This window comes from Yersinia sp. 22-579 (genome assembly GCF_030433455.1).
Taxonomy (GTDB): domain Bacteria; phylum Pseudomonadota; class Gammaproteobacteria; order Enterobacterales; family Enterobacteriaceae; genus Yersinia; species Yersinia enterocolitica.
On record NZ_JAUJTZ010000016.1, the window covers coordinates 21,096 to 42,304 of the forward strand.

The window sequence follows — 21,209 nt, forward strand, 5'->3', positions numbered from 1 at the left end:
CTTAGCCTCTGAAAAATCTCTCAGATTTCACGTAGCGTGATCGATATTCATGCACATGCTCTTATTCTGATATGGATATCTGCAACTAAAAATAAAATTCAGTTTATTTTTGAGTAAAAAATTTACATTAACGCCTATGTGTAGCATTATTGTATCTATTCTTAAATGCTACATATTGAGGTGTTTTGTGTCGGTAAATACTAAACAAATCTATAGAGTGGCTGAGCGCTCTGAACACATGCTCACTCTTCTGACCAAACAGATCAAAGAACAAAAGGAAGAGCTGGAAGAAACGACTTATTTCCAGACTTATGCCAAGGCTGCTGTTGCCAAATTACCTAAATTGACTCGCGCAAGTGTTGACTATGCTGTCACCGAAATGGAAGAGCAAGGTTACACATTTTTGAAGAAACCGGCTGGTACATCTATAAAATATGCAATGTCACTGCAAAATATTATAGATATTTATCACCATCGCGGTGTTCCTAAATACCGTGATCGCCACGATGAAGCCTTCACGATTTTTGTTGGTAATTTGAAAGGTGGCGTATCGAAAACAGTTAGTTCGGTTTCACTTGCTCATGGATTACGTGCCCATCCTCACCTGCTTTATGAAGATTTAAGAATTCTGGTTATCGACCTTGATCCTCAATCTTCAGCTACAATGTTTCTAAATCACTCTCGTTCTATTGGGGCTGTAGATACAACCTCTGCTCAGGCAATGCTACAGAATGTCCCCCGCGAAGAACTTCTGTCTGAATTTGTCATTTCTTCTATTGTGCCGGGCGTTGATGTTATCCCTGCTTCTATTGAAGATGCATTTATTGCATCGCAATGGAAAGAGCTGTGTACCGAACATTTACCTGGGCAGAATATCTATACCGTTCTTAAAGAGAACATTATTGATAAAATCAACAAGGATTATGACTTTATCTTTATTGATAGTGGCCCACATCTCGATGCTTTCCTGAGTAATGCTATTGCTGCATCGAACTTGCTTATGACGCCGATCCCCCCTGCCCAGGTCGATTTCCACTCCACTTTAAAGTATCTCACTCGTCTTCCTGAACTTATTGAGATGATAGAAAAATCAGGGGCTAAGTATCCCCTTCAGGGCAATATAGGATTTATGTCTAAATTGCAGAATAAATCTGACCACAAACTTTGTCATAGTCTGGCAAAAGAGATATTTGGGGGGGATATGTTGGATGTGGCCCTACCCCGCCTTGATGGTTTTGAACGATGTGGCGAATCTTTTGATACGGTTATTTCCGCCAACCCCTCGACCTATATTGGCAGCAGTGAAGCATTAAAAAATGCTCGTGCTGCGGCGGAAGATTTTGCTAAAGCTGTATTCGATCGCATCGAATTTATTCGGATGAACTGAGGTAATCCATGACAAAAAAACGCCCAACCATCGGCCGGACATTTAGTGGTTCTCCTTTGTCCAATGTATCAACTGATAATTATCGCCAGATTTTTACTCTTGCCTCAGGGAAAAAAGCTGTCTTCATGTTTGAAACTATTCCAGCAGAGGATATTGCTGAACGTTCATTTGTATCTCTAGCCACAAATGGTAGAGATCAAGCAGGTGTTACAGAGGAATCACTTCAGGACATTATCAGGACTATTCGTTTTCAGCAATTTTTCCCGGCAATTGGACGTATAATTGACGGAAAAATTGAAATTCTCGACGGTTCACGTCGCAGAGCTGCCGCATTGATTTGCCATGTTGATCTCAATGTGCTGGTTACTCAGGACGATGTTGATATGGATGATGCGAGAAAACTCGCCGCTGATATTCAAACTGCAAAAGAACATAATTTACGTGAGATTGGATTAAGTCTTTTACTTCTCCGCGATTCAGGTATGAACCAAAAGGAGATAGCCCAATCGGAACGCCTATCTCCTGCAAAAGTTACTCGAGCTATTCAGGCCGCATCAGTATCTGAGATGATGTTGGAGCTTTTCCCTGTTCAATATGAACTAACCTATCCAGATTATAAATTCTTGCTCGATATTGATGAACAATTACGGCTGCGTAGTCTCGAACTAGAAACATTTGTTGATTCGGTTAGGAAGCAAATAAAAAAAATTCCTAATGCTAATGAGCTAGTCTCTGATGAACTGAAAAATGAAATAATTAAATCGTTCCGACATGTTTTAGACGGGATTTTAGCTAAACCTGAAAAACAGGCTGCTGTTGTTGAAAAATTATGGGACTTTGAAGAAAAAGATAAATACGCTCGAAAACGTATAAAGGGACGCACTTTTAGCTATGAGTTCAGCCGTTTGTCAAAAGAGTTGCAGGTAGAACTTGACCGACTTATTTTGCACACAATGAAGAAACATTTATCACAGTAATTCTATCAATTCAGTGGCGATTTCAGGCTGAAATCGCCACTGAAATCAGTACTGTCATCGGCTTGGCTCTATATCCATTCATGAAAATTCGCCATCAAATAAAAGTCATTAATTAATTGTTTTATATTGATATATTATTTTTATTTCAGGGTGAAATCGCCACTACCTCAGTGAGGTTACACTATTAAAAGTAGATGAATTTCCTATGGCTAACTTTCATTGTCATGTCTGATATTTATCGTGAAATATTATGCGGCTTTTCTTCTTCCATCAAATTAGGTTAAATAGAGAAAGTTAGCTACTGCAGATTTTGACAACAGATGTTTGTCGTATCTGTTTTTACTGCATACTAAACGCTATTACACTTTCCCTGATGCACTTAAATGACCCTATGCGTTGAATGTTTGGATTTAATCGAAAATAAAATCTGTTTATACCCGATGATTTTTGGTCTTTTTTTCGATAGTTTCATAGTCGTACTTTTGGTAAATCTTCCCATAGGGTGTGTAGGATGAGGAGAGCACTTTCCACTTCATCTTCCAGCTTTTATCAAACCTTGTCCCGCAAACCAAATCTAGCCAAGACCAGTACGGTCGATAGCTTTCATCAACTACTCACTGTTGGCTTTGGGCTGTGAATCGTCAAACATGTCTATTTGCCCAGGACGGTTACAAAAATCGTTTAATATAATTCCGGTCTTTTGATATCGATCCCCCTCTTTCCTTATCGTGTCTAAACCGCGCATATCGGCGGCAACGATATCGCGAGTGTCTTGTGTGGCCAACAGCAGAGTTTGATTAGCATTATTTCCGTAATACGGTTCAGGAGAGTAGGGGCTGCAACGTATAAAAACACTAATTTGCTTACAATATTGGTGTTCCTGGCGTAATTTCTCAGCTGCACGCTCAGCAGTCTGACAGACTGCTTGACACATATCCTGCAGTTGTGTGACGCGCCTACCAAAAGAACGGCTGACGATGATCTGTTCTTTTGCTGATAGTGAAATACAGTCAACCCCTATTCAGTTCTCTACAGATTCTTTCCAACACAATGCCAAACATTTTGCGTATCAGTTGTAAATTGCTATCGGCCATCTGCAGGGCGGTTTTAATCCCCATAGCATTAAGACGAGCAGAGATTTTTCTCCCTATGCTCTATACATCACCTACAGGTACGAGAGCCATTAACGTTCTTTGGCGTTCTCGGTCAGTTAACACAACCACACCTTGTGTTGCTGGCCATTTCTTAGCAGCATAGTTTGCCAGCTTCATTAAAGTTAGCGTTTGAGCAACGCCAATGCCGGTGTTTAACCCTATCTCCTTTAAAACACGCTGTTGTACCTGGCGACCAAATACTTCTAGGGGCATGACAGATTCCATCCCTTGAATATTTATCACCGCTTCATCGATTGAATAAATTGTCAGTTTCGGCGCCATACTTTCTAGTAACGTCATGACCCTGTTAGAGATATTTCCATACAAAGCATAATTGGAACTGAAAACGGTAACGTTATGTTTTTTTTAATTATATCTTTAATTTCAAAGTAGGGTTGGCCTCGCTTAATTCCCAGGAGCTTTGCTTCTTTATTCAAGGCCGCGCAGGCAACATCATTATTAGTAAGGACAATCAACGGATTGCCTTTTAGGTCGGGCCTGAAAAGTTGCTCACATGCGCAATAAAACGCATTAGCATCACACAATAGGTACATTACTTTGTCCGGTGGATGGCATAAGTTACAACGCCAAAAATCTTCAGTTGATCTGGTTCGCCATAAATCGGGCTGTAGGCTGGATTCATTGGCATTAAACACAGAGTAGGATGGGTGCAAAGTTGTTTAACGGTAAATTCTCCATCTAAAGCAGCGATAACAATATCGCCATGTTCTGCTTGAAGAGATTTGTCGACCACAAGAAGCACACATGAAAGGATGCCCGCTGAGGACAGGAATTGAATTTTCATTGTGCGGCTCGCCATTACTGTATATCTACATAGTAATGGCGACCGAAATTATCTCAATAGCAAGTAAGAGAACAACGCCGCATCAGGTCTTCTATCTAACATAATAATTTCAGAACAAATTAACTTCCGGCTATTCCTGCAATTCTCGGTATACGCATTTTCTTATTCTCCCGCCCCGCTAAACAGTTCCACCGCCAGGCATGACAACAAGTGTGCGCTATCGCCGTCTACTACATCCGTTCTCACTCCCTGCGGTCGTTGCGCTGCGGCTTTGCAGACGCACTTGCAATCACGCTTATCTGGCAGAGGCCCTGACGCTTTACGGCGCGAGAAACAGAAAACTCGCGATTAACAGCAAAGGGGAATACACCAGATGAAGATTCATAACGCCGAAATACTGGGCAACTCATTAAATTTAGGCCACCTGTTCTCACGTTCACCACTCCAAAACCTGTTTGATCCCTCGAACCGGCGCCCTGGCGTGTCAGCTGCTCAGTATCGCAAGGAGTTTGTATCGATTTTCAAACACTTGGCACCACATCATCACCGTTTTGATGTGTTTCGTGATTTTGTTCATGCAGCTGCTATTGCTATTCAAAATGCTTTTTTAAAGTCAGATGAGTTAGAGCAAGAATATTTTGTAATTGAAAGACGCTTAGGCAAAGAGAATATGAGTCAGTTATCTCAATTGCTAGGGTGTGTTATTGGTGCTTTGGACGCAGAGCCGAGTGACTTTCTGGGGAGTCTCTATATGGAATTAGAGTTGAGTGCGTCCAGTTTAGGTCAATTCTTTACCCCTTATTCATTATCGGAAATGATGGCAGCATTAACGATGTCTGACGCAGTACAAAACTTAAACAAACGTCCCTTTATAACTTACAATGAACCCGCCTGTGGGGCCGGTGGGATGGCTATTGCAGCAGCGATGTATATGCGTGAAAACGGGTATAACCCCCAAGAGCAAATTTTTATGGTTTGTACAGATATTGATGGCATGGTTGCTGATATGTGTTACATCCAATTATCGTTGCTGGGTATCCCTGCCCAGGTTATTACCGGTAATACACTCACACTGACAGTGAATAGAACTTTCCACACACCTTTTTGGTATCTGGGGGGGTGGGAAGAGAAGTTAAAACACGCTGAAGTCGTTGAGCGGATGATGACGATATTCTCCCGCCTACAAGCCGCTTAATACTTTAAATACAAAGTGATATATAGAAATCATATATCACTTTGATTTAGAGTACTTGATAATAGTAACTTTATATTTTACATTTTGTAACTTTTAATGATACAATGCATGTACGGAATGGAATGACGGAACAGACAATGATTAAGTCTTTTCGGGATAAAAACCTAGAACTGTTCTACATGGAAAGTAAACGAGATCGCGCGATACCGGCAACAATAGAGCGCCAGTTAGCGAAGAAGCTTGATATGTTGGCCGCCGCACATAATGAGCGAGATTTGTTTATTCCAACCAGTAATTACTACAAGCGTCTCTCAGGGCAGTTTGATGGCTGGTCAAGTATGAGAGTCAATATTCAATGGCGGTTAATGTTTCAATGGAAAGACGGATATGCTGAAAGCATCTACCTCGATCCTCATCAAGACACCTAGCAGGGGGATTTATGCTTGATACCACTACTCGCGAACCTACTACGGTAGGCGAAATTTTGCAGGAAGAATTTTTAACCCCATTAGCCATTGGGCAGGAAGAACTGGCCGATATTATAGGCGTGACTCGCGCAACGGTTAACCGTTTGTGCAAAGGCCGTCGTCGTCTGACTGTAGAAGAAGCGACGCTGTTTTCTGAGTTGTTTGAGACGACGCCCGAATTTTGGTTGAACCTCCAAGCCGCTCATGACCGTTGGGAAGCACGAGAAGCGCTTCAAAAACATAAGCGACCCCCAATGCGTCCTATCATGGAAATGTTGGGGCGGCGTATCTCACACGCCTGATCCTGCCAAATAGAAACCGCTCAGATGAGCGGTTTTTTTCATCCCAAATCTGCCCATTTGCCTTTATTGGCCAGAACCGGCGTTGAGCCGGTACTGACCAATATACCCCCCGCTTGCGACGAGCTTCGCTCGTGCCGCTCTCACTGCTGGCACTGATGTGCCAGCGTCTGGGAAAGCCAGGCTAAAGCCCGGCCTTTCTGGTGATCCCCTTTACTCTGGCAATAGCGCTGTGAGTCTTTCGCCGTGACAGACGCTATGCCGGGGCGCAGTCAGCGCAAGGGTTCGCTGGCGCCGGCTACGCCGCCCTTGCACTGCCTGCTTATACCCCGTCTCGGTCTTAATGTCACAGCGCCAGACACCCCGCGCCGGCAAAAGCCAAAAGGGTATACACCAGAAGAAAGTCGAAACGAGAGGGTTTTATGACTACAACACTGAGAGATGCATTGGTCGCCCTGATTGGGCCCGAAGCGGGGAGCACCCCGTACAGAACGGATGAAGAAGATAACCTGGCCCGCAGTACGTTAGCGGCCCGGGCTTTATTGAATTTTATGGATAACAGTCAATGCGATGAAATCGATGTTGAGTCGGTATTCAGTGATCTTATCGCTGATTTGTTTCATCTGGGATCATTGTTGCATCGGCAGGGGCTGTACACCGATTTTGGTCTGTGGGAAGAACGTGTTCTTGTTCGCGCGATGAATCATTTCCAGGCAGAAACGGGCATTGAGATTGATGTTAAGGGTGCGCATCCTGATGCCGCTTGCTCACTGCTGCTTTACATCAACAATAAAAAATCAACACAACACGTCGCGACAATGGCCAGTCAATTAGCCGCAGAGTTATCACTCATTATTAAAAATGTTGAGGGGTTGCCAACGGCGAATGCACTTCTGGCGGTTGTCAGTGAATGCCATAAATAGGGCATGCATTTAGCCCTTTCCCCCTTGTTCAAGACGGTATCAGGGCAAGGGGGATACTGGGCACGCATAACTAATGTTACTCATTCTGAGTAGCATTGAAAGCAATTTTACGCTACCAATAATACAAGTAAACTCTATTTGAGTGTATTAATTGACTCATATCGAGTAATTAACATTGATTTCCAACATCACTCATCTATAATAAGACTCAAATTGAGTAACTTAAAAGGGCACTGAAATGAAACATATTTGCTGTGACGACGGCTCCACTAATGTAAAGCTGGCCTGGTTTGATAATGACAAACTCAATACTTTCCTCTCCCCCAACTCTTTTCGCCCCGGTTGGAAAATCGAAGGCATGGGAAGCCGACGCACGTTCAACTATCAAATTGATGGCGTGAAATACACCTTTGATGACGTCAGTCACCAGGCAATCAGCACAACTAATATTGAATATCAGTACAGTGATACCAACTTGTTGGCGGTGCATCATGCTTTGCTCAACAGCGGCTTGGAACCTCAGGCGGTTAAATTGACAGTAACATTGCCTATCAGTGAGTTTTATACCGAGGACTGCCAGAAAAACACGGTGAATATTCAACGTAAAATTGAGAATCTTTTACGGCCGGTAGTGCTGAATAAAGGTCAATGCTTTGATATTTCGGCAGTTGACGTGATGCCGGAATCATTACCCGCTGTTTTCTCTGCATTGGCCCGTGAGAATGTCGGGCCGCTTGAAACCTCACTTGTCATTGATTTAGGCGGTACGACGCTCGATGCAGGGGTGATTGTTGGCCAGTTCGATGACGTAACGGCAATCCATGGCAACCCGATGATCGGTGTTTCACTGGTGACGCAGGCTACCTTAACGGCATTACGTATCGCGGAGAGTGATACCAGTGCATTCGTAGCCGATACGGTTATCCAGCGTCGTCACGACCGGGAGTTTTTATCTCAGGTTATCAATGACGGCTCGCGGGTTGATAATGTGATTGATACGATTGAGACAGCGATCAGTCGCTTGGGTGACCGTGTTGTGAATGAATTAGCCCGATTCCGTCATGTCAACCGGGTATGGCTGGTCGGTGGGGGCGCCCCACTGATAGAATCAGCGATACGAAATGCCTGGAAATTACCCGCAGAACGGATAACGCTAGTTCCCAATCCGCAATGTGCCTTGGTCAATGAAATGGCGTTGTTTAAGCTAAAGGGGTAACAGAACGTGAGCGAGAAAAGCAGTGATAACCGCCGGAAATTTACCTGCTATCTGCAACTGGATAGTGAAGCTGATCGCCATGCGTTGGACGTCGTTGAGTCTATATCACAGCGGGTAAGGGGGGATTTCTTGCGTAATGCCGTTATTACGACAGCAGCACTGCATCAGCTCGATCCTCGGTTGCCGGTGCTATTGGCCACCTTGTTTAATGGCCAGTTGACCGCTGATCAACTGGTCAACTTGCTGACTCAAACTACCGGATGGAAACCCAGCCAGGCGGATATTCGCGACGTGATCGCCTCATTAGGGGCGGTCGACATTGCCCCTAATGAGGCGGCAGTCCATAAGGAAGATGAACACAACTCAGATGGACTGGAAAATATTCGTAAAAAGATGGATAAGCTCATTTGAATTGTAGAAAAATAAGCAAAAATTTCCCTTTAAATTACTAAAAAGGTGCAAAAATTGCTTAAAATTCATTAAATTTATGGAGCACAGGAGCCGTATTAAATGACTGGCTACGACTTGCGATTATGGCGCTCTGGACAATTTTGGACGCGAGATGAGGTTAGATCAATTCGCATCGGAAGTCGGTGGCGGCAGGAGGATGCTGCGGAGCAACTTGGCGTAACACTGCGAACCTATCGCACTTATGAACAATATACGCCACCATTAGTGGTTGAGCTAGGTGTGCAAATTTTATCACTTCAAACCATGTTATCAGAGTTGGCCAGATTGCCTTTCGATCAGGCAATAAATCGTTTGCGAACTCTGACGGGGTGCACTAAACAAGAGCTCGGGGTCATGCCGACTTATCAGGTAGTGATGCCATCGTTAGGGTTAAAACAGTGGCGCTCAGCTCTAAAGTGGACTCAGGTACAGGTTGCGGAAAAGTTAGGGGTCACTATTCGGACCTATAAGAGCTATGAACAAGGATCCTACAAGCTTCCACGGCGGGTTATATTGGCTATTCAGGCACTGACATTGTTGGTTATGCTTCCCCAACTGGCGAATGGCCAACCTGATGATCTCCTGCCACAACTCCGGTTGCTGCTACAAACCGACGGGGCATAGCCCGTCGTTCTATGGTGGCCAAACACCGGCCACAGAAAGGATACCCGACCTTGTCGGGTCCCCCATGGACGATATTCTGCCCGATCAACGAAATCCCCCTTACGCCGTGCCCTGACACTAATCCGGGCCACGGTTCCCACAAGGGATGCTACGCCAGCCCTTCACCCGTTCGCACTCCCTCCCTGCGGTCATTCGCTTGCGCGTGCGGCCTCCGGTCCGGCCCCTGCCTGCTCCACTTTTCGCCCGTCTGTGTTGTGGCTACGGCGCAAGCCGTTATCCGATAACCTTTAGATGGGAGTATGTAACATGCCAAATTGGTGCGCGAACCGGTTAATTGTGACCGGCAGTAAAGAACAGCTCGATGCCGTTGAAGCTTTTGCGCTGGGTGAAATGCCGCATAAGTATGAAATGGCCATCAAACAGAGTATTCGCCTATTTGTCGCAGGATGCGCTGGTCTGCTGCAGACTGTGGATGGCTCGGAATATACGCCATACTTGGATCTTACCTCTGCGGGGCGAGGTGTGATCTCGCCAGAAAATTTGGCGTTTACCGAGTGGGTTACGTTGCTATTGAATAACGTAGAACTGGATAACACAGCTTGCACATATATTGACCGGCTATATGGACAAAGCGGGATAGGGGATAAGACATGGGAAACCTTACCCGATGCGGCTCAGGAGATTATTGAGTCATTGTTTAAAGAAAAAGGTTACGACTGGTTTAATTGTAAAGTATCAGGGACATTACCATCGTATTCAGAATATTGGGATCTCCCTTTATCTATCGATAATGGACAGCCGTTTGATATGCGGACGTTGTTGCCTACCCGGCTCGCGAATGAGGTCAATGGCTTTAATGGCCGACTTCTGGCGAATATCAGTAGCAGTTGTAGCCTATATCTCAGTCTGTACGAGGTTAAATGGCCATCAGCTTGTAGCCTTGATGTCTTTGGGGAAGCCTGTGCATTAACGTTAGATTTTGATACTCCTTGGGGACCCCCGTCAAATGATGTGTTAAGTGCGTTGAGTCGTCAATTTGACTGTGATGTTATGCACTATTTCAGTGAATCAGGATGTGGGTTCTGTGGGTATGGCGAATATAGCAAGGGGGATTTGCTTGATGGAGCGAATGATAATATCGAGTTTGAAGCGTTTATGGGGGATGATGGATATGAGTATTCCCGCGAAATTGGACCGGAATATATTATAGATAACCTCCCCCATTTTGGTGGCTAAAACTGATGAGCGTCCCTATGGGGCGCTCTTTTCTCGATTTAAGCCTCGTCCTGCCCGGTTAACTGCGAAAACGGACGCCATCGAGAGCGTCCGCTTTCGTTCCCTTTGCTATGTGCAAAGGGACGGTAGCTTGGCCACTGCCTGCAGTGGCGGTTATTAAATCTATTTCTTCTGCAATATTGTCGTTGTGACGGCTAACGCCGTGCCTTCACTTTAGACGGGCCGCTACGGCTGCAAGGGTTCGCTTCGCCGCTATCCTCACCCGTTCGCACTCATCCACTCAGTGTTCTTCCCGTTGCCCGCTCGTTCAATATTCACTCGCTGGCCGTCCAGTCCTCTTCCTTCGCTTGCGCTGCGGCTTCCGGTAGCGCCCCTGCATCCTCCACTTTGCGCCCGTCTGTCGTGTCGGCACGGCGTAAGCCGGTGTTGTTATCCCACAACCTGCGGAGGAATTTACATGAGCACGACTTCACCTGCTGTCTATGTCGGCACGTACCATAAATACAACTGTGGCAGCATTGCTGGCCAGTGGTTGGATCTGACTAATTTTGACAGTGAAGAGGATTTTTACGCCGCTTGCAGCAAGATCCACTGCGACGAATCTGATCCAGAGTTGATGTTTCAGGATTGGGAAGGAATACCGTCAAAGCACGCTTCTTAATCCCATGTTGACTGGACATTTATTGAAGCGTTCAAACAAGCGGGGGAAGAAGGGCGGAGCGAGGCATTTGTGGCTTGGGCTGAATACTCAGGAGCGTGTGATTTCGATAGTTTTCAGGATGCATATATTGGGGAGGCGGGAAGTGAGGAAGACTACGCCCGCGAATACGCGGAGGAATCTGGTCTACTCAGTGAAGTTCCAGACTGTCTTCGGAATTATATCGACTTTGAAGCATACGCGCAGGATCTGTTTACCAGCGGCCTGACTTTTTATAGTGGTTTTGTTTTCACATCCTGACACTTTAAAGCGGCAGGAAGAACCTTGCCGCTAAGGACATATCATGCAACTCAAACCAGAAAGCCGTGACATCCTCAGACAGTATAAAACCCTAATCAATGAGCGGAGAAAGGCCAATGAACTGTCTCCCGTCACTACCGCGCAGATTGTCGATTCAATGTGTGAATATTTAACGTGGCAGGCATCAGTTTACATTTGTAATCATTTTATCATTCAGGGTGGTAGTGGAAAACTCCCGGATGCATAAAGAACCAGGCAGGGGGGAGTCCCTGCCAAATGCCGCGCAAAACCCCTGGCAGGCTTCGCCTGCCCTAATGCGCCTACGGCGCTTCGCATACTGATTGTGAGCCTATTTTAGATAGTTTAAAGCGACACAGTGATCTGCATACTATCAATGGAAACAAAAAACTTAAATGTTATATCTGATTGTTATTTATTGAATAAGTCCTGATTCATTTTGTGTTTTTCCTGGTGAAAGTAGGTCCAAAGACCTTGCTTGCCCCCTCCGGCTGCTGACCGGCTGACGCCGTTCAACAGTCGAGCCACACTCCGCCAAGCAGTGGCTACGCCCCGGCAGTCTCCGCCGAACCCCTACAGGTTTCGGGCCATTCGGCTAGTGTCTGATGGATAACGTCAAATTCCACCCCGCAGCTGGCTATTGCCAGCGCCATCACCGCCCCGGCGATAACCCCTCCGGGGCTGCAAGGACGCCACGCCGTTTCGTCGTGTCGCGGTGTGTGCATTCTGTTTGCTTGTTCGGTGTGTTATCTCACGGCCAACATCTTTGGCGGTGGGCTGTGTGTAGCACCATCCCCGTTCAAAAAACAAGGTAGGGTAAACGCCGCAAGCGGCCCCTTGTTTTCTGCCCAGGTCTGTCGCTCCTACGCCCATTGCCGCGAAAGATACTCACCGAGAGATATGAAAAACACCGAAAGGGGAGAAGCAGAATGCACACACAAATAACATCAACGTCAAAACCGCCGCTTCAAGAGCCTACCGAAAGATATGGTTTTACAGAGGCAATGTTTTGGGATGTTTATCAGCATGTTATCTCTTTGGTGGGGGGGCACAGCACGGGAACAATCGAAGCGCCAGCGCTACCTGCTGATGCGGTATGTCTAACCGTCAATTGCGGCCCTGATTATTACTCGGTTTGGTTGGTCGACAGTTGGCCAGTCGCCGCCAGTGATGAACTTTGCATGATCCATTGGTGCATAAGCTACACGTAAAAAAAGCAGGGTTACCCCTGCTTATCCGGTTGTGTATGGAGTTCTAGCTTCATACACAGCCTTAACAAGCAATAACTTACAGGAGTTATCACATGTCTAATATTGATACTAAAGCAACAGCCAAAGTGAAAGCAACCCCGAAAAACAGCAAGGTTGCAGCTAAGGTGAATGAAGCGCTAGCGAATACCCCAACAATTACCGTCCCACTTCACCGGTTGGTATCTACCGAACTGAATGCCCGTAAGAAAAAGTCGACTCCAGCATCGATTGCAGGGCTGGCCGCAAGTATTGAAAGCGTTGGGCTGTTGCAAAATCTCATCGTTTTTCTGACCGATGAGGGAAACTATGGCGTAGCGGGTGGAGAACGTCGCCATTTGGCATTTGAACTGCTATTGAGTGAGAACCGTTCTACTCCGGCTGGACTTGTTACCGCTGACTATCCTATCGATGTCAAAGTTTTTGATAAAAATATGGCGCGGCTGATCTCTTATACGGAAAACGGTAAGCGTGAAGATATGCATCCGGCAGACCAAGTGACTGCGTTTCGTGACATGGCTTCAGAGGGAAGAACTCCTGTACAAATTGGTAGCTTGCTGGGCTACAGCACTAAGCATGTTCAAAAATGTCTGCGTTTAGCGTCAATGGCTCCCATGTTATTGGCGGCGCTGGCTAAAGATGAAATCAATCTTGATCAGCTACAAGCATTATCCGCCAGTGAAGATCATGAGCGTCAGTCTACAGTTTGGAGTAATGCTTATGGCTATACCAAACAACCAGAATATTTGCGACGCGAGGTTTTGAGGGGGGAGATTTCCGCTGAAAATAATGGGCAGTTGGCATTTGTCGGTCGCGAAGCCTATGAACAGGCGGGAGGCGCATTCCGCTATGACCTGTTTACCGAAGAGGGTTTTATTTCCGATCCGGTTTTGCTTGAGCGCTTAACCCGAGAAAAACTGGCTGAAATCGCTGCCATTATTTCCAGAGAAGAGGGTTGGAAGTGGGCTGAGGGTCGTATGCATCGCGTCTACAGTACGGGTGAAGATGCCGAGTTATACAGCTTAATACGCAATCCCACGCCGATTTTTACTGATGAAGAGTCAGCGCGGATGGCAATTCTGGAACAGCTTCTCGATGCTTATGACATCGAGCATATGGCGAGTGAAGAGGATGATCTTGAAAAAAATGCCGAAAGCGATGCATGTAAGGCAGAGTTAGACGCCATTACCGTAACGGCAGACATTCGCGCATGGTCGAATGATGTACGCGCACAGTCTGGCATTGTGGCGTATTTGAATGAGGGGGAGTTAGTCATTCAGCGCGGTGTCATGTTGCTGTGTGATGTACCACCTAGCGAAGAAACTAACGAAGAGTTGACCACTCAACAACCACAAAAACCGCAATCAAAGCAGCTATCAGCCGTGCTGGTTAAAAGTCTTTCCTCAGAGAGAACGATGGCTGTTCAGGCCGCTTTGGCGCAGCAACCTGATGTTGCACTGGCTATCTTCATTCATGATTGTATGAAGTCGGTATTTCGGAGCGACAGCTTCAAGTTAAAGACATTGGCCTTTAGTCTGCATCACAACAAATCAGCGTTAGAAAATAATGCACCTACCGTTGCCAATAGTCGGGCGATGCAGGTTCTTGAAGATATGCATATAGCTTGGGTTGCGAATTTACCTGATGGCTGGGAAAACGACTACGAATGGCTGATGGGTTGGGATAAGGCCAGCCAGATTGCTTTGCTAGCATATTGTGTTGCCGGAACATTGGACGGTGTAACGGAACAAATGAGCCGAAATAATAAAGCCGGTGAGACGTTGGAATCAGTTGAAGCCTCACTGAATTTTGATATGCGTGACTGGTGGCAACCGACAAAAGAGAACTTCTTTGGGCGTATCAATAAAGACGGCATTTCAGATGCGTTGACTGATGCAGGATTGACGGGAGCCGCTTCTGATTCCCAGAAAATGAAAAAAGGCGATGCAGCCGAACTGGCAGAAGAGGTGATCAGTAGAACTCGTTGGATGCCAGCTTGTATCCAGCGAGATGTGGTCGAACAAACACAACCGCTGACCGAAACCTCAAATAACATTGATATTGCAGCCTAACAGGGAGACGCCGCCCGTAAGGGCGGCAATGACAAACAATGACAAAACACGAAAATTTCTCTCTGGTTGCCTTGCAAGGTTTAAGCCCTATTGAACTGGAACAATATTGGGAGAGGGGGACGGATTACCGTCAGCGCCTATCCAGTGCCGTCTTACAATATCTGAATTTACCGTCAGGATGGCTGATTGATGTGGAATATGGGCGTGAATTCGGCGGTGTACACCCTGTTTCACTGCGTGTCAGCCCCACAGACGTGAGCGATATCGTGCTCAACGTATGCAGTGCGGGGGAGGAAAACGAGTTTTGGACGATATCACTGCCGTTTGATGGCGGTGAATCAAGGGCGTGGGTGTGTATTACCGAATACTTTGACCCCACTATTATGAATAGTGTGCTGGCCCGTGTATCTGAATATTATAAAGCCGGATTCCAACAGGCCTCCGAACTGGCTAAAGCACTTCATATGGGAGGGATTGCCGTATGATCCCGAATAATCGCGCATTAATATCCATGAACGAATATCAGCAGGCGGCAATCCATGCAATGGCCATTGTCGAACGGAAAAGAATACAGGGCCAACGACTGGCTGAATATCCGTATGCCAAAGCATTTTTCCGTATGCTGAATGAGGGCCGGACGAAAATTCTGGCTCGCGATATCCGGTTAGTCGCCAGTAATTACTGCCCGCAAATACGCGGGGGTGAACCAATGCACCGTTATATGCAGGCTCTGGATAGATTGATTGAAAGTGGTGGCCAATATTGTCCGTTACCTCTACCGGATGACACCCCTAAGAAGTTGTTCCCCGCTTACGCCGTATTATGTCGAGAGAGCCGTGATCGTAAATGGCTTATGCAGTTTGAGCGCAAAGAGCGTAATCAGGCAAAACAAAAACAGCAAAAGAGGCGACGCTATCAGTGCCTGGTCGCGCAGGCAGAAATTGAACTGGCTTTTATTACCCCGAGTGAACTGGCTGCGTGGTACAAGCGTCAGGAACGGCAGGGAATAGATGACGATGATTTGGTCGAGATGGCACAGGCTTGGGGCCGCCAGTTTGTCAATTTACGGTGCGAACCCTTCTTCATGGGGAATCCAATGTGGTCTATTGTCAGAGAAATGCGCGAAGAATTTGGGAATAGAACGGTTGTAGAACAGTGGCTTGATTCACTTATGCTCTCGAATAAACTGGAGAACTGTGCAGGAGTGAAAGTGAAATTTGAGGGGAATACAGATGGCGAATAGGCTAAAGGAGCAACTGAGCTACATAAAGAATATCAACTCATACAAGCGCTGGCTGCGTAAGAACTATTTTTATGATTATCGCAACGACAAGCAAGTGATCTCAAAACGTTGGCTGGAAGAGGGGCCGGAAAAATACCCGTGCTATGTGATACGTATGTGTACCAGTTGCAATTACGAAGAGACAGAGCCATTTTTCATCTACGGCGATGACTTAATCGATATGAGCCTTACCATACAACGAATGGTTAACTCGAGCTTGTAGAAGCTGAAAAAGCTGTTAAGTCAAAAGGCTGTTGTGGCTTCGCCACTACGGCCTTATCCCTTACTATGCCGTCTATCGATATGATTCAGCGTTGAAATAAGTCAGCATCTTCTAATTATATAGTGCTTCTCTCTACTATTTTTCTTATTCCTATGGTGGCCATTCTACCTGTTCGCTCTTCCTGTACACATCATCAAACAGGGATGGGGGCCCCTTCGGCTCCCTGTGCGCAAGCGCCCAGGTCGTCGCTTACACTCCAGCTCTCCCGCGCCATCGGGCGCAGTCCAGCTTCCGCAGAGCCCCGCGATGCGTGCCTCTGTCCTATCGGATAGTACGCGATGCCTGAACGTCAATTGCCCTCGCTTGCAGCGGCCTCTGGCCGCGCTGCTTCCCACTAAGGACGCCCCGCCGTACCGTCGTGTCGCGGTGTGTTCATCCTGTCTGTGCAGTTCGGAACGCCATCACTCGGTAAGCCCTCTCGCGGAGGGCTGCTTGTAGCACCACCGCCAGGATGCCCGCAAGGGTAAATAGCACGCCGCAAGCGGCGCCCTTGCGTTCCTCCCGTCGTCGTTGCTCCTTTGCCCTTGCCGCGATAGAACTCACAGAGAGATGGACAACCACCGAAGGAGAGCAACCAGGATGAACACACAAACGTCAAGACCGCCGCTTCCTGAATCTACAGAAAGATATGAGGAAAAAGAAACCACTATGAGCACTCAGAACGGCATAGCAAAAAAATCGGCCCTAAGTCGTGCGTTCGATAACGCCATACAGGAGGTCGCAATGGCAGAAGAGGCCCACGCCCATTATGGGGAGACGTTTTGTTTTAGGGATGCTGTCCATTATTGGTTATTCGGTTTTTTCAGCAGTTTCAAAAAGCATTAAACCCCCTAGAGCCAGCCGCTGGCTGGCTCTTATCAACCAAGGAGAAATACGATGTATCAGACAGTGTGTAACACGAATGATCGTTTTAGCTGGGATAGCAATACTGAGGCAGTTTACTGGTTGTTAAGGGAAGAGACGGCTATGACCAAGCCAGCCGAAATTTCGTTGGAACGCTACATGGATATGATTGGCACGATGTATCCGCTCGACTGGCGCGGCAACATGGTAAACGAATCGTTCAAGCTGGCCGAAATGTATTGCGGCAATGTGGCTTGTATCTACGCCAAGGTAGGAGATCGTTATTTTGAGTTTCGTGACGTTGTCACTCTGAGCCACGAAGAAATAATCGAACGGATAGAAAAGGAGGTGTTAAGCCAAAACCAGAAATGAAAAAAGCAGACTTGCGTCTGCTCTCTCTGCCGGTTTAGCCCTAGGAAAGTTTAACCGGCTATCAATTATCTATTGGAGTTAAAACTATGAAAATTGACGCTCGTATCATTGCACCAACTGCCAGTTTTGTAAAGCAGACCCCGAAAAAACAGCAGCGCATAAACCATCCTGCAATTGCTGTAGACGAGATCAGTCTGTCAAGCAAAGCGCGGGCACGCCACATTGCCAAATGCCAGAGCAAAAAAAAGTCGATCAGAGTACCGGCAATGTTTATCAGTGAACTGGGCCAGTTACTCCGCACGCTGGAACTTAAACGGGCTTATGCCTGATTAAACGCACCGCCCCAATGATGGGGCGGTATTCCATCGAACAGGAGTGATGCAATGAATGAACAAACAGTTTTGAGTGCGACTTATCTGGTTCGGGGCGCATTGGATCGACGCGAAGATTTTATTAAGGCGCTTGAGCGGTCGGCAGTCAGTGAGATGGACATGATTGCGGCCTTGATATCTCAAGCAAAAGGGGTCGAGGCTGTCGCTGAATATGTCTCCGAAAATTATGATTTAGCGGGTGTTTGGCTATATGAAGTCGTGGAGCCGTTCGGGGAGGAATTAATTAAGTTTCATGATATCCCCCACAACGGATTGGCTGCGGATGTTTTGGCCGAACTGCTTTATGGATGGTTGGGGATCGCCACAGATGAAAAAAACGGTTTCATCGATGCCGTCAAAGATCGCTATCTAAAGTCGTATTAATAGCGCGGGGCTGGGGATGTGCTTGCAGAAAACATCATGGTTAAGGTGATATCAAAATTGAGGAAAAAGTATGTTGAAATTTACAGCAAAGAGTATCAAACCGGTATTGGCAGAGATTAAACATCATGGTGGTTTATTGTTGGTGAAGAATGACGGGGTGTATGTCATGGCAAACAAAGACGAGCAGAATGGGGGCCATACTGTTGCTTATGCCGTTGGACTCGGTCCTGCTGACTTGCCAGACCGAGGTGCATTACATCATGCTTGCGCTGCGGCTTGTGGTGGGGATGATTTTGTCGAATTTCTGAGTTTGCCCCCTTTCATCATGTCTACTTTGGTGGAGGGCTATCACGATCTGATGATTAAAATGAATAAGTGCAACATGAGTGTGGAGTTGTGGCCGAGCGAAGACGCAGCATGAATACGTTGTTGAAAATTAAATAAGCGAAAATATTGAGCCTACCGCCTTCATTATGGGCGGTTTTTTGGTTCGTCTATCGGAGGATACCTGCATTGAGCCGGTACCCCCCGAAAACTCCACGCTTGCAGCGGGCAAAGCCCGCGCCGCTTCAACTGTTGCCACTGATAGTGGCAACGTCAAGGATACCTGGCTGCGCCAGGTTGAGAGTATCTGCATCACTCTTCCAGTCCACAGGCTGAGCACAGAGTGCCTTATGCCGTGACAGACACTAGGCTGGGGCGCCGGAGTCACAAGGGTACGCTTGCGCCGTTATCCTCTCCCGTTCGCACTCCCTCCCTGCGGTCGTTCGCTTGCGCGTGCGGCATGCGGTAACGCCCTTGCGCCTACGGCTCATACCCCATCCCGGTCTTATTGTCACAGCACAAGACGCTCTGAGCCCGGCAACGCCGGATAAAGAGTGACACCAGAAACAAACTCAAAGGAGAATTAATATGCAACGTCTATATACCGGTTTTGGTAATGCGACTGTTATCCGTCAAGAACGCCCACTGACTAATGGTGAGCTAGAAAGATATGTACCGAGTGTTTTCTCGGAAGAAAAACATGAATCGCGCAGCGAACGCTATACTTACATACCTACGATCACCCTTTTGGAGAAACTGCGTGAAGAGGGCTTTCAACCTTTTTATGCCTGTCAAACTCGTGTTCGTGATGAAAACAAGCGCGGACATACTCGCCATATGCTGCGTCTACGTCGAAATGGGTTTAGCAAAAATGATGAAGTTCCCGAAATTATTTTGCTTAACAGTCATGATGGTAGTAGCAGCTATCAAATGATCCCCGGTCTTTTTCGGTTCGTCTGCAATAACGGATTAGTATGCGGTGATACGTTCGGAGATGTGCGTGTCCCGCACAAAGGTGATGTGGCAGGACAAGTTATCGAAGGTGCCTATGAGGTTTTAGGTCTGTTCGATAAAGTGACTGAATCACGAAACGAAATGAAATCTATTATGTTGAATAATGAAGAACAACAGGCTTATGCAGAGGCCGCATTAGAGTACAAATATTCAGACGATCATCAACCTATTACCGCTGACCAGATTTTAAATGCTCGCCGTTGGCAGGATAAAAATACTGATTTATGGACGACTTATCAGCGGGTGCAGGAAAATATGATAAAGGGTGGACTACATGGTATTAATGCGCAAGGTAAGCGCAGTAAAACCCGTGCTGTAAATGGGATTACGGGAGATATAAAACTCAATAATGCTCTTTGGAAATTGGCCGAAGAAATGAAAAAAATTAAAGCCTAATTCACTTTATGGCGGTGCTGATCACACCGCCTATAGGAGCAATTATGAGTAAAGAACTGGAAGTTAAACGCTGTCTGGTTTGCTCTACAGCACACATGACATTTGATGATAATACTGTTCTTGGCCTGTACGGTTGCCGGATTACGCCACATGCCAATTGGGTTTTAGAATATGAATATGGATTTATTATTGATTTGTGGGGCGGTAGAGTCGCTGTGTTGCGTTTGAAACGTATGGGATTATCAAAAACTCTCAGAAAATTTGTTTATCAGATGATGACAAAATATGACATTAAAATGATTCAATTTGATTGCGACGGTGGTGTGATTTCAGGAATGCCAGTCTGCAATTGGTGAAAAATCTTTATCCATTAGCAGCACATTGAGTGCCGCTGATGGATATTAATTGATTCGAGACATGAATCTATATTGCATTAAATTTACCCTTTCTGCCGTTCACGGCATTGAGCCATGACCGACAGATTTATCAACTCTGTGCTGCCACATTTGTTCCGGTATTTTCTACTTCTGCTTTTTTAATGCTTCTTACTTTCGATAATGAAGCCGCTTTCTTTTTTGTCACAGCTACAGATTTAATGGCTTCCTGAATAGCTCTTTCACTGACAACAATTTCGCAACTTTCCAATGCTGATTTTATATCTTTAGCTGTATACCCTTTTTGCGTAGCCAAGATTAAAATCTGCTCTTTTAATCCTGCCAATACTTCCTTACCCGTGAGACGCTCTGTTCTCAAATCAGGTAATTCAGATAATTGTACTTTCGCTAATTCTAACTGCTCAGTACTGTAATGATTTTTTGCCGCCATATGCAATATTTCCCCATTCAAAAAATTTTAGGTACGACAATAGTATACGGGCGTTTCAAATCAGCACAACTCCGAAAAAAGTTCTCC

The 21,209-nt window shown here is 46.2% G+C and carries 26 protein-coding genes and 3 pseudogenes; 23 read left to right on the forward strand and 6 right to left on the reverse strand.

Annotated features, from left to right (window positions below; genetic code table 11):
- Nucleotides 1–187 precede the first annotated feature (187 nt).
- Both QSV56_RS17735 and QSV56_RS17740 read left to right on the forward strand, forming a co-directional pair.
- Nucleotides 188–1,387 (forward strand): AAA family ATPase, encoded by a 1,200-nt coding sequence (locus QSV56_RS17735; protein WP_301213063.1) that lies wholly within the window; start codon nt 188–190, stop codon nt 1,385–1,387.
- 8 nt (nt 1,388–1,395) lie between these two features.
- Nucleotides 1,396–2,364, forward strand: a complete 969-nt coding sequence (locus QSV56_RS17740) for a ParB family protein (protein ID WP_301213065.1) — start codon at nt 1,396–1,398, stop codon at nt 2,362–2,364.
- Nucleotides 2,365–2,795: 431 nt separating this feature from the next.
- Here QSV56_RS17740 and umuC read toward each other — a convergent pair.
- Both umuC and QSV56_RS17750 read right to left on the reverse strand, forming a co-directional pair.
- Nucleotides 2,796–4,072, reverse strand: a pseudogene (gene umuC / locus QSV56_RS17745) (translesion error-prone DNA polymerase V subunit UmuC).
- A pseudogene (locus QSV56_RS17750) lies at nt 4,072–4,314 on the reverse strand (S24 family peptidase); the annotation flags it as partial. The pseudogenes QSV56_RS17750 and umuC, both read right to left, overlap by 1 nt.
- A 490-nt stretch (nt 4,315–4,804) precedes the next feature.
- On the opposite strand from QSV56_RS17750, the gene QSV56_RS17755 reads away from it, so the two are divergent.
- The 8 genes from QSV56_RS17755 to QSV56_RS17790 all read left to right on the forward strand — a co-directional run bounded on the left by QSV56_RS17755 (nt 4,805) and on the right by QSV56_RS17790 (nt 10,733).
- Nucleotides 4,805–5,518 carry an N-6 DNA methylase gene (locus tag QSV56_RS17755; RefSeq protein ID WP_072088926.1) on the forward strand — a complete coding sequence of 238 codons (714 nt, stop codon included), beginning with the start codon at nt 4,805–4,807 and terminating at the stop codon, nt 5,516–5,518.
- A gap of 137 nt (nt 5,519–5,655) precedes the next feature.
- Nucleotides 5,656–5,946 carry a type II toxin-antitoxin system RelE/ParE family toxin gene (locus tag QSV56_RS17760; protein ID WP_049615238.1) on the forward strand — a complete coding sequence of 97 codons (291 nt, stop codon included), beginning with the start codon at nt 5,656–5,658 and terminating at the stop codon, nt 5,944–5,946.
- Nucleotides 5,947–5,957: 11 nt separating this feature from the next.
- Nucleotides 5,958–6,287 (forward strand): HigA family addiction module antitoxin, encoded by a 330-nt coding sequence (locus tag QSV56_RS17765; protein ID WP_301213070.1) that lies wholly within the window; start codon nt 5,958–5,960, stop codon nt 6,285–6,287.
- 419 nt (nt 6,288–6,706) lie between these two features.
- Nucleotides 6,707–7,207 carry a hypothetical protein gene (locus tag QSV56_RS17770; protein WP_145544681.1) on the forward strand — a complete coding sequence of 167 codons (501 nt, stop codon included), beginning with the start codon at nt 6,707–6,709 and terminating at the stop codon, nt 7,205–7,207.
- 238 nt (nt 7,208–7,445) lie between these two features.
- A complete protein-coding gene (parM, locus tag QSV56_RS17775) occupies nt 7,446–8,423 on the forward strand; it encodes a plasmid segregation protein ParM domain-containing protein (protein ID WP_301213074.1) in 978 nt (325 codons plus the stop codon).
- Between the two features lie 6 nt (nt 8,424–8,429).
- Nucleotides 8,430–8,834: a plasmid partitioning/stability family protein gene (locus tag QSV56_RS17780; protein WP_145544680.1), complete on the forward strand. Its 405-nt coding sequence runs from the start codon at nt 8,430–8,432 to the stop codon at nt 8,832–8,834.
- A gap of 99 nt (nt 8,835–8,933) precedes the next feature.
- Nucleotides 8,934–9,497, forward strand: a complete 564-nt coding sequence (locus QSV56_RS17785) for a helix-turn-helix domain-containing protein (protein WP_050289026.1) — start codon at nt 8,934–8,936, stop codon at nt 9,495–9,497.
- Nucleotides 9,498–9,803: 306 nt separating this feature from the next.
- Nucleotides 9,804–10,733, forward strand: a complete 930-nt coding sequence (locus QSV56_RS17790) for a DUF1281 domain-containing protein (protein WP_301213077.1) — start codon at nt 9,804–9,806, stop codon at nt 10,731–10,733.
- 314 nt (nt 10,734–11,047) lie between these two features.
- On the opposite strand, the gene QSV56_RS17795 is transcribed toward QSV56_RS17790, so the two are convergent.
- A complete protein-coding gene (locus QSV56_RS17795; RefSeq protein ID WP_301213079.1) occupies nt 11,048–11,206 on the reverse strand; it encodes a hypothetical protein in 159 nt (52 codons plus the stop codon).
- On the opposite strand from QSV56_RS17795, the pseudogene QSV56_RS17800 reads away from it, so the two are divergent.
- Both QSV56_RS17800 and QSV56_RS17805 read left to right on the forward strand, forming a co-directional pair.
- Nucleotides 11,185–11,691 (forward strand): annotated as a pseudogene (locus QSV56_RS17800) (antirestriction protein ArdA). The gene QSV56_RS17795 and the pseudogene QSV56_RS17800 overlap by 22 nt on opposite strands.
- Before the next feature lie 43 nt (nt 11,692–11,734).
- Nucleotides 11,735–11,938: a hypothetical protein gene (locus tag QSV56_RS17805; RefSeq protein WP_050074448.1), complete on the forward strand. Its 204-nt coding sequence runs from the start codon at nt 11,735–11,737 to the stop codon at nt 11,936–11,938.
- A 316-nt stretch (nt 11,939–12,254) separates the two neighbouring features.
- Here QSV56_RS17805 and QSV56_RS17810 read toward each other — a convergent pair whose 3' ends face one another.
- Nucleotides 12,255–12,434, reverse strand: a complete 180-nt coding sequence (locus QSV56_RS17810) for a hypothetical protein (protein ID WP_145560257.1) — start codon at nt 12,432–12,434, stop codon at nt 12,255–12,257.
- Between the two features lie 204 nt (nt 12,435–12,638).
- Here QSV56_RS17810 and QSV56_RS17815 point away from each other — a divergent pair, with 204 nt between their 5' ends.
- The 5 genes from QSV56_RS17815 to QSV56_RS17835 all read left to right on the forward strand — a co-directional run bounded on the left by QSV56_RS17815 (nt 12,639) and on the right by QSV56_RS17835 (nt 16,533).
- Nucleotides 12,639–12,920, forward strand: a complete 282-nt coding sequence (locus tag QSV56_RS17815) for a ribulokinase (RefSeq protein WP_088130816.1) — start codon at nt 12,639–12,641, stop codon at nt 12,918–12,920.
- A 92-nt stretch (nt 12,921–13,012) separates the two neighbouring features.
- Complete coding sequence (locus QSV56_RS17820) at nt 13,013–15,028, forward strand: ParB/RepB/Spo0J family partition protein (RefSeq protein WP_301213084.1); 2,016 nt, start codon at nt 13,013–13,015, stop codon at nt 15,026–15,028.
- A 38-nt stretch (nt 15,029–15,066) separates the two neighbouring features.
- The gene (gene psiB, locus QSV56_RS17825; protein ID WP_050074451.1) at nt 15,067–15,513 is read left to right on the forward strand and encodes a conjugation system SOS inhibitor PsiB; all 447 of its coding nucleotides are present in this window, start codon (nt 15,067–15,069) and stop codon (nt 15,511–15,513) included.
- A complete protein-coding gene (locus QSV56_RS17830; RefSeq protein ID WP_301213088.1) occupies nt 15,510–16,271 on the forward strand; it encodes a plasmid SOS inhibition protein A in 762 nt (253 codons plus the stop codon). The genes psiB and QSV56_RS17830 overlap by 4 nt, the downstream gene beginning before the upstream one ends.
- The gene (locus QSV56_RS17835) at nt 16,261–16,533 is read left to right on the forward strand and encodes a hypothetical protein (RefSeq protein ID WP_145592841.1); all 273 of its coding nucleotides are present in this window, start codon (nt 16,261–16,263) and stop codon (nt 16,531–16,533) included. Before QSV56_RS17830 ends, QSV56_RS17835 begins: the two co-directional genes overlap by 11 nt.
- A 394-nt stretch (nt 16,534–16,927) precedes the next feature.
- Here the strand turns inward: QSV56_RS17835 and QSV56_RS17840 are convergent, their stop codons facing one another.
- Nucleotides 16,928–17,191: a hypothetical protein gene (locus tag QSV56_RS17840; protein WP_301213092.1), complete on the reverse strand. Its 264-nt coding sequence runs from the start codon at nt 17,189–17,191 to the stop codon at nt 16,928–16,930.
- Nucleotides 17,192–17,469: 278 nt separating this feature from the next.
- Here QSV56_RS17840 and QSV56_RS17845 point away from each other — a divergent pair, with 278 nt between their 5' ends.
- The 6 genes from QSV56_RS17845 to QSV56_RS17870 all read left to right on the forward strand — a co-directional run bounded on the left by QSV56_RS17845 (nt 17,470) and on the right by QSV56_RS17870 (nt 20,653).
- A complete protein-coding gene (locus QSV56_RS17845; RefSeq protein WP_301213094.1) occupies nt 17,470–17,808 on the forward strand; it encodes a hypothetical protein in 339 nt (112 codons plus the stop codon).
- Nucleotides 17,809–17,894: 86 nt separating this feature from the next.
- Nucleotides 17,895–18,137, forward strand: a complete 243-nt coding sequence (locus QSV56_RS17850; RefSeq protein ID WP_301213096.1) for a hypothetical protein — start codon at nt 17,895–17,897, stop codon at nt 18,135–18,137.
- 54 nt (nt 18,138–18,191) lie between these two features.
- Nucleotides 18,192–18,563 carry a hypothetical protein gene (locus QSV56_RS17855; protein ID WP_301213098.1) on the forward strand — a complete coding sequence of 124 codons (372 nt, stop codon included), beginning with the start codon at nt 18,192–18,194 and terminating at the stop codon, nt 18,561–18,563.
- A gap of 70 nt (nt 18,564–18,633) precedes the next feature.
- Complete coding sequence (locus QSV56_RS17860; RefSeq protein ID WP_301213100.1) at nt 18,634–18,984, forward strand: DUF3085 domain-containing protein; 351 nt, start codon at nt 18,634–18,636, stop codon at nt 18,982–18,984.
- Nucleotides 18,985–19,475: 491 nt separating this feature from the next.
- A complete protein-coding gene (locus QSV56_RS17865; protein WP_145544671.1) occupies nt 19,476–20,297 on the forward strand; it encodes a DUF932 domain-containing protein in 822 nt (273 codons plus the stop codon).
- 44 nt (nt 20,298–20,341) lie between these two features.
- Nucleotides 20,342–20,653 (forward strand): DUF5983 family protein, encoded by a 312-nt coding sequence (locus QSV56_RS17870; protein ID WP_145559209.1) that lies wholly within the window; start codon nt 20,342–20,344, stop codon nt 20,651–20,653.
- 130 nt (nt 20,654–20,783) lie between these two features.
- Here QSV56_RS17870 and QSV56_RS17875 read toward each other — a convergent pair whose 3' ends face one another.
- Nucleotides 20,784–21,122, reverse strand: coding sequence for a hypothetical protein (locus tag QSV56_RS17875; protein ID WP_050074460.1), 339 nt, complete (start codon nt 21,120–21,122; stop codon nt 20,784–20,786).
- Between the last annotated feature and the right edge of the window lie 87 nt (nt 21,123–21,209).

Coding starts and splice junctions, on each gene's coding strand:
- QSV56_RS17740 (WP_301213065.1), top strand. CDS start 1,396: ATGACAAAAAAACGCCCAACCATCGGCCGGACATTTAGTGGTTCTCCT.
- QSV56_RS17760 (WP_049615238.1), top strand. CDS start 5,656: ATGATTAAGTCTTTTCGGGATAAAAACCTAGAACTGTTCTACATGGAA.
- QSV56_RS17765 (WP_301213070.1), top strand. CDS start 5,958: ATGCTTGATACCACTACTCGCGAACCTACTACGGTAGGCGAAATTTTG.
- QSV56_RS17770 (WP_145544681.1), top strand. CDS start 6,707: ATGACTACAACACTGAGAGATGCATTGGTCGCCCTGATTGGGCCCGAA.
- parM (WP_301213074.1), top strand. CDS start 7,446: ATGAAACATATTTGCTGTGACGACGGCTCCACTAATGTAAAGCTGGCC.
- QSV56_RS17785 (WP_050289026.1), top strand. CDS start 8,934: ATGACTGGCTACGACTTGCGATTATGGCGCTCTGGACAATTTTGGACG.
- QSV56_RS17790 (WP_301213077.1), top strand. CDS start 9,804: ATGCCAAATTGGTGCGCGAACCGGTTAATTGTGACCGGCAGTAAAGAA.
- QSV56_RS17805 (WP_050074448.1), top strand. CDS start 11,735: ATGCAACTCAAACCAGAAAGCCGTGACATCCTCAGACAGTATAAAACC.
- QSV56_RS17810 (WP_145560257.1), bottom strand. CDS start 12,434: ATGCACACACCGCGACACGACGAAACGGCGTGGCGTCCTTGCAGCCCC.
- QSV56_RS17815 (WP_088130816.1), top strand. CDS start 12,639: ATGCACACACAAATAACATCAACGTCAAAACCGCCGCTTCAAGAGCCT.
- QSV56_RS17820 (WP_301213084.1), top strand. CDS start 13,013: ATGTCTAATATTGATACTAAAGCAACAGCCAAAGTGAAAGCAACCCCG.
- psiB (WP_050074451.1), top strand. CDS start 15,067: ATGACAAAACACGAAAATTTCTCTCTGGTTGCCTTGCAAGGTTTAAGC.
- QSV56_RS17830 (WP_301213088.1), top strand. CDS start 15,510: ATGATCCCGAATAATCGCGCATTAATATCCATGAACGAATATCAGCAG.
- QSV56_RS17835 (WP_145592841.1), top strand. CDS start 16,261: ATGGCGAATAGGCTAAAGGAGCAACTGAGCTACATAAAGAATATCAAC.
- QSV56_RS17845 (WP_301213094.1), top strand. CDS start 17,470: ATGTATCAGACAGTGTGTAACACGAATGATCGTTTTAGCTGGGATAGC.
- QSV56_RS17850 (WP_301213096.1), top strand. CDS start 17,895: ATGAAAATTGACGCTCGTATCATTGCACCAACTGCCAGTTTTGTAAAG.
- QSV56_RS17855 (WP_301213098.1), top strand. CDS start 18,192: ATGAATGAACAAACAGTTTTGAGTGCGACTTATCTGGTTCGGGGCGCA.
- QSV56_RS17860 (WP_301213100.1), top strand. CDS start 18,634: ATGTTGAAATTTACAGCAAAGAGTATCAAACCGGTATTGGCAGAGATT.
- QSV56_RS17865 (WP_145544671.1), top strand. CDS start 19,476: ATGCAACGTCTATATACCGGTTTTGGTAATGCGACTGTTATCCGTCAA.
- QSV56_RS17870 (WP_145559209.1), top strand. CDS start 20,342: ATGAGTAAAGAACTGGAAGTTAAACGCTGTCTGGTTTGCTCTACAGCA.
- QSV56_RS17875 (WP_050074460.1), bottom strand. CDS start 21,122: ATGGCGGCAAAAAATCATTACAGTACTGAGCAGTTAGAATTAGCGAAA.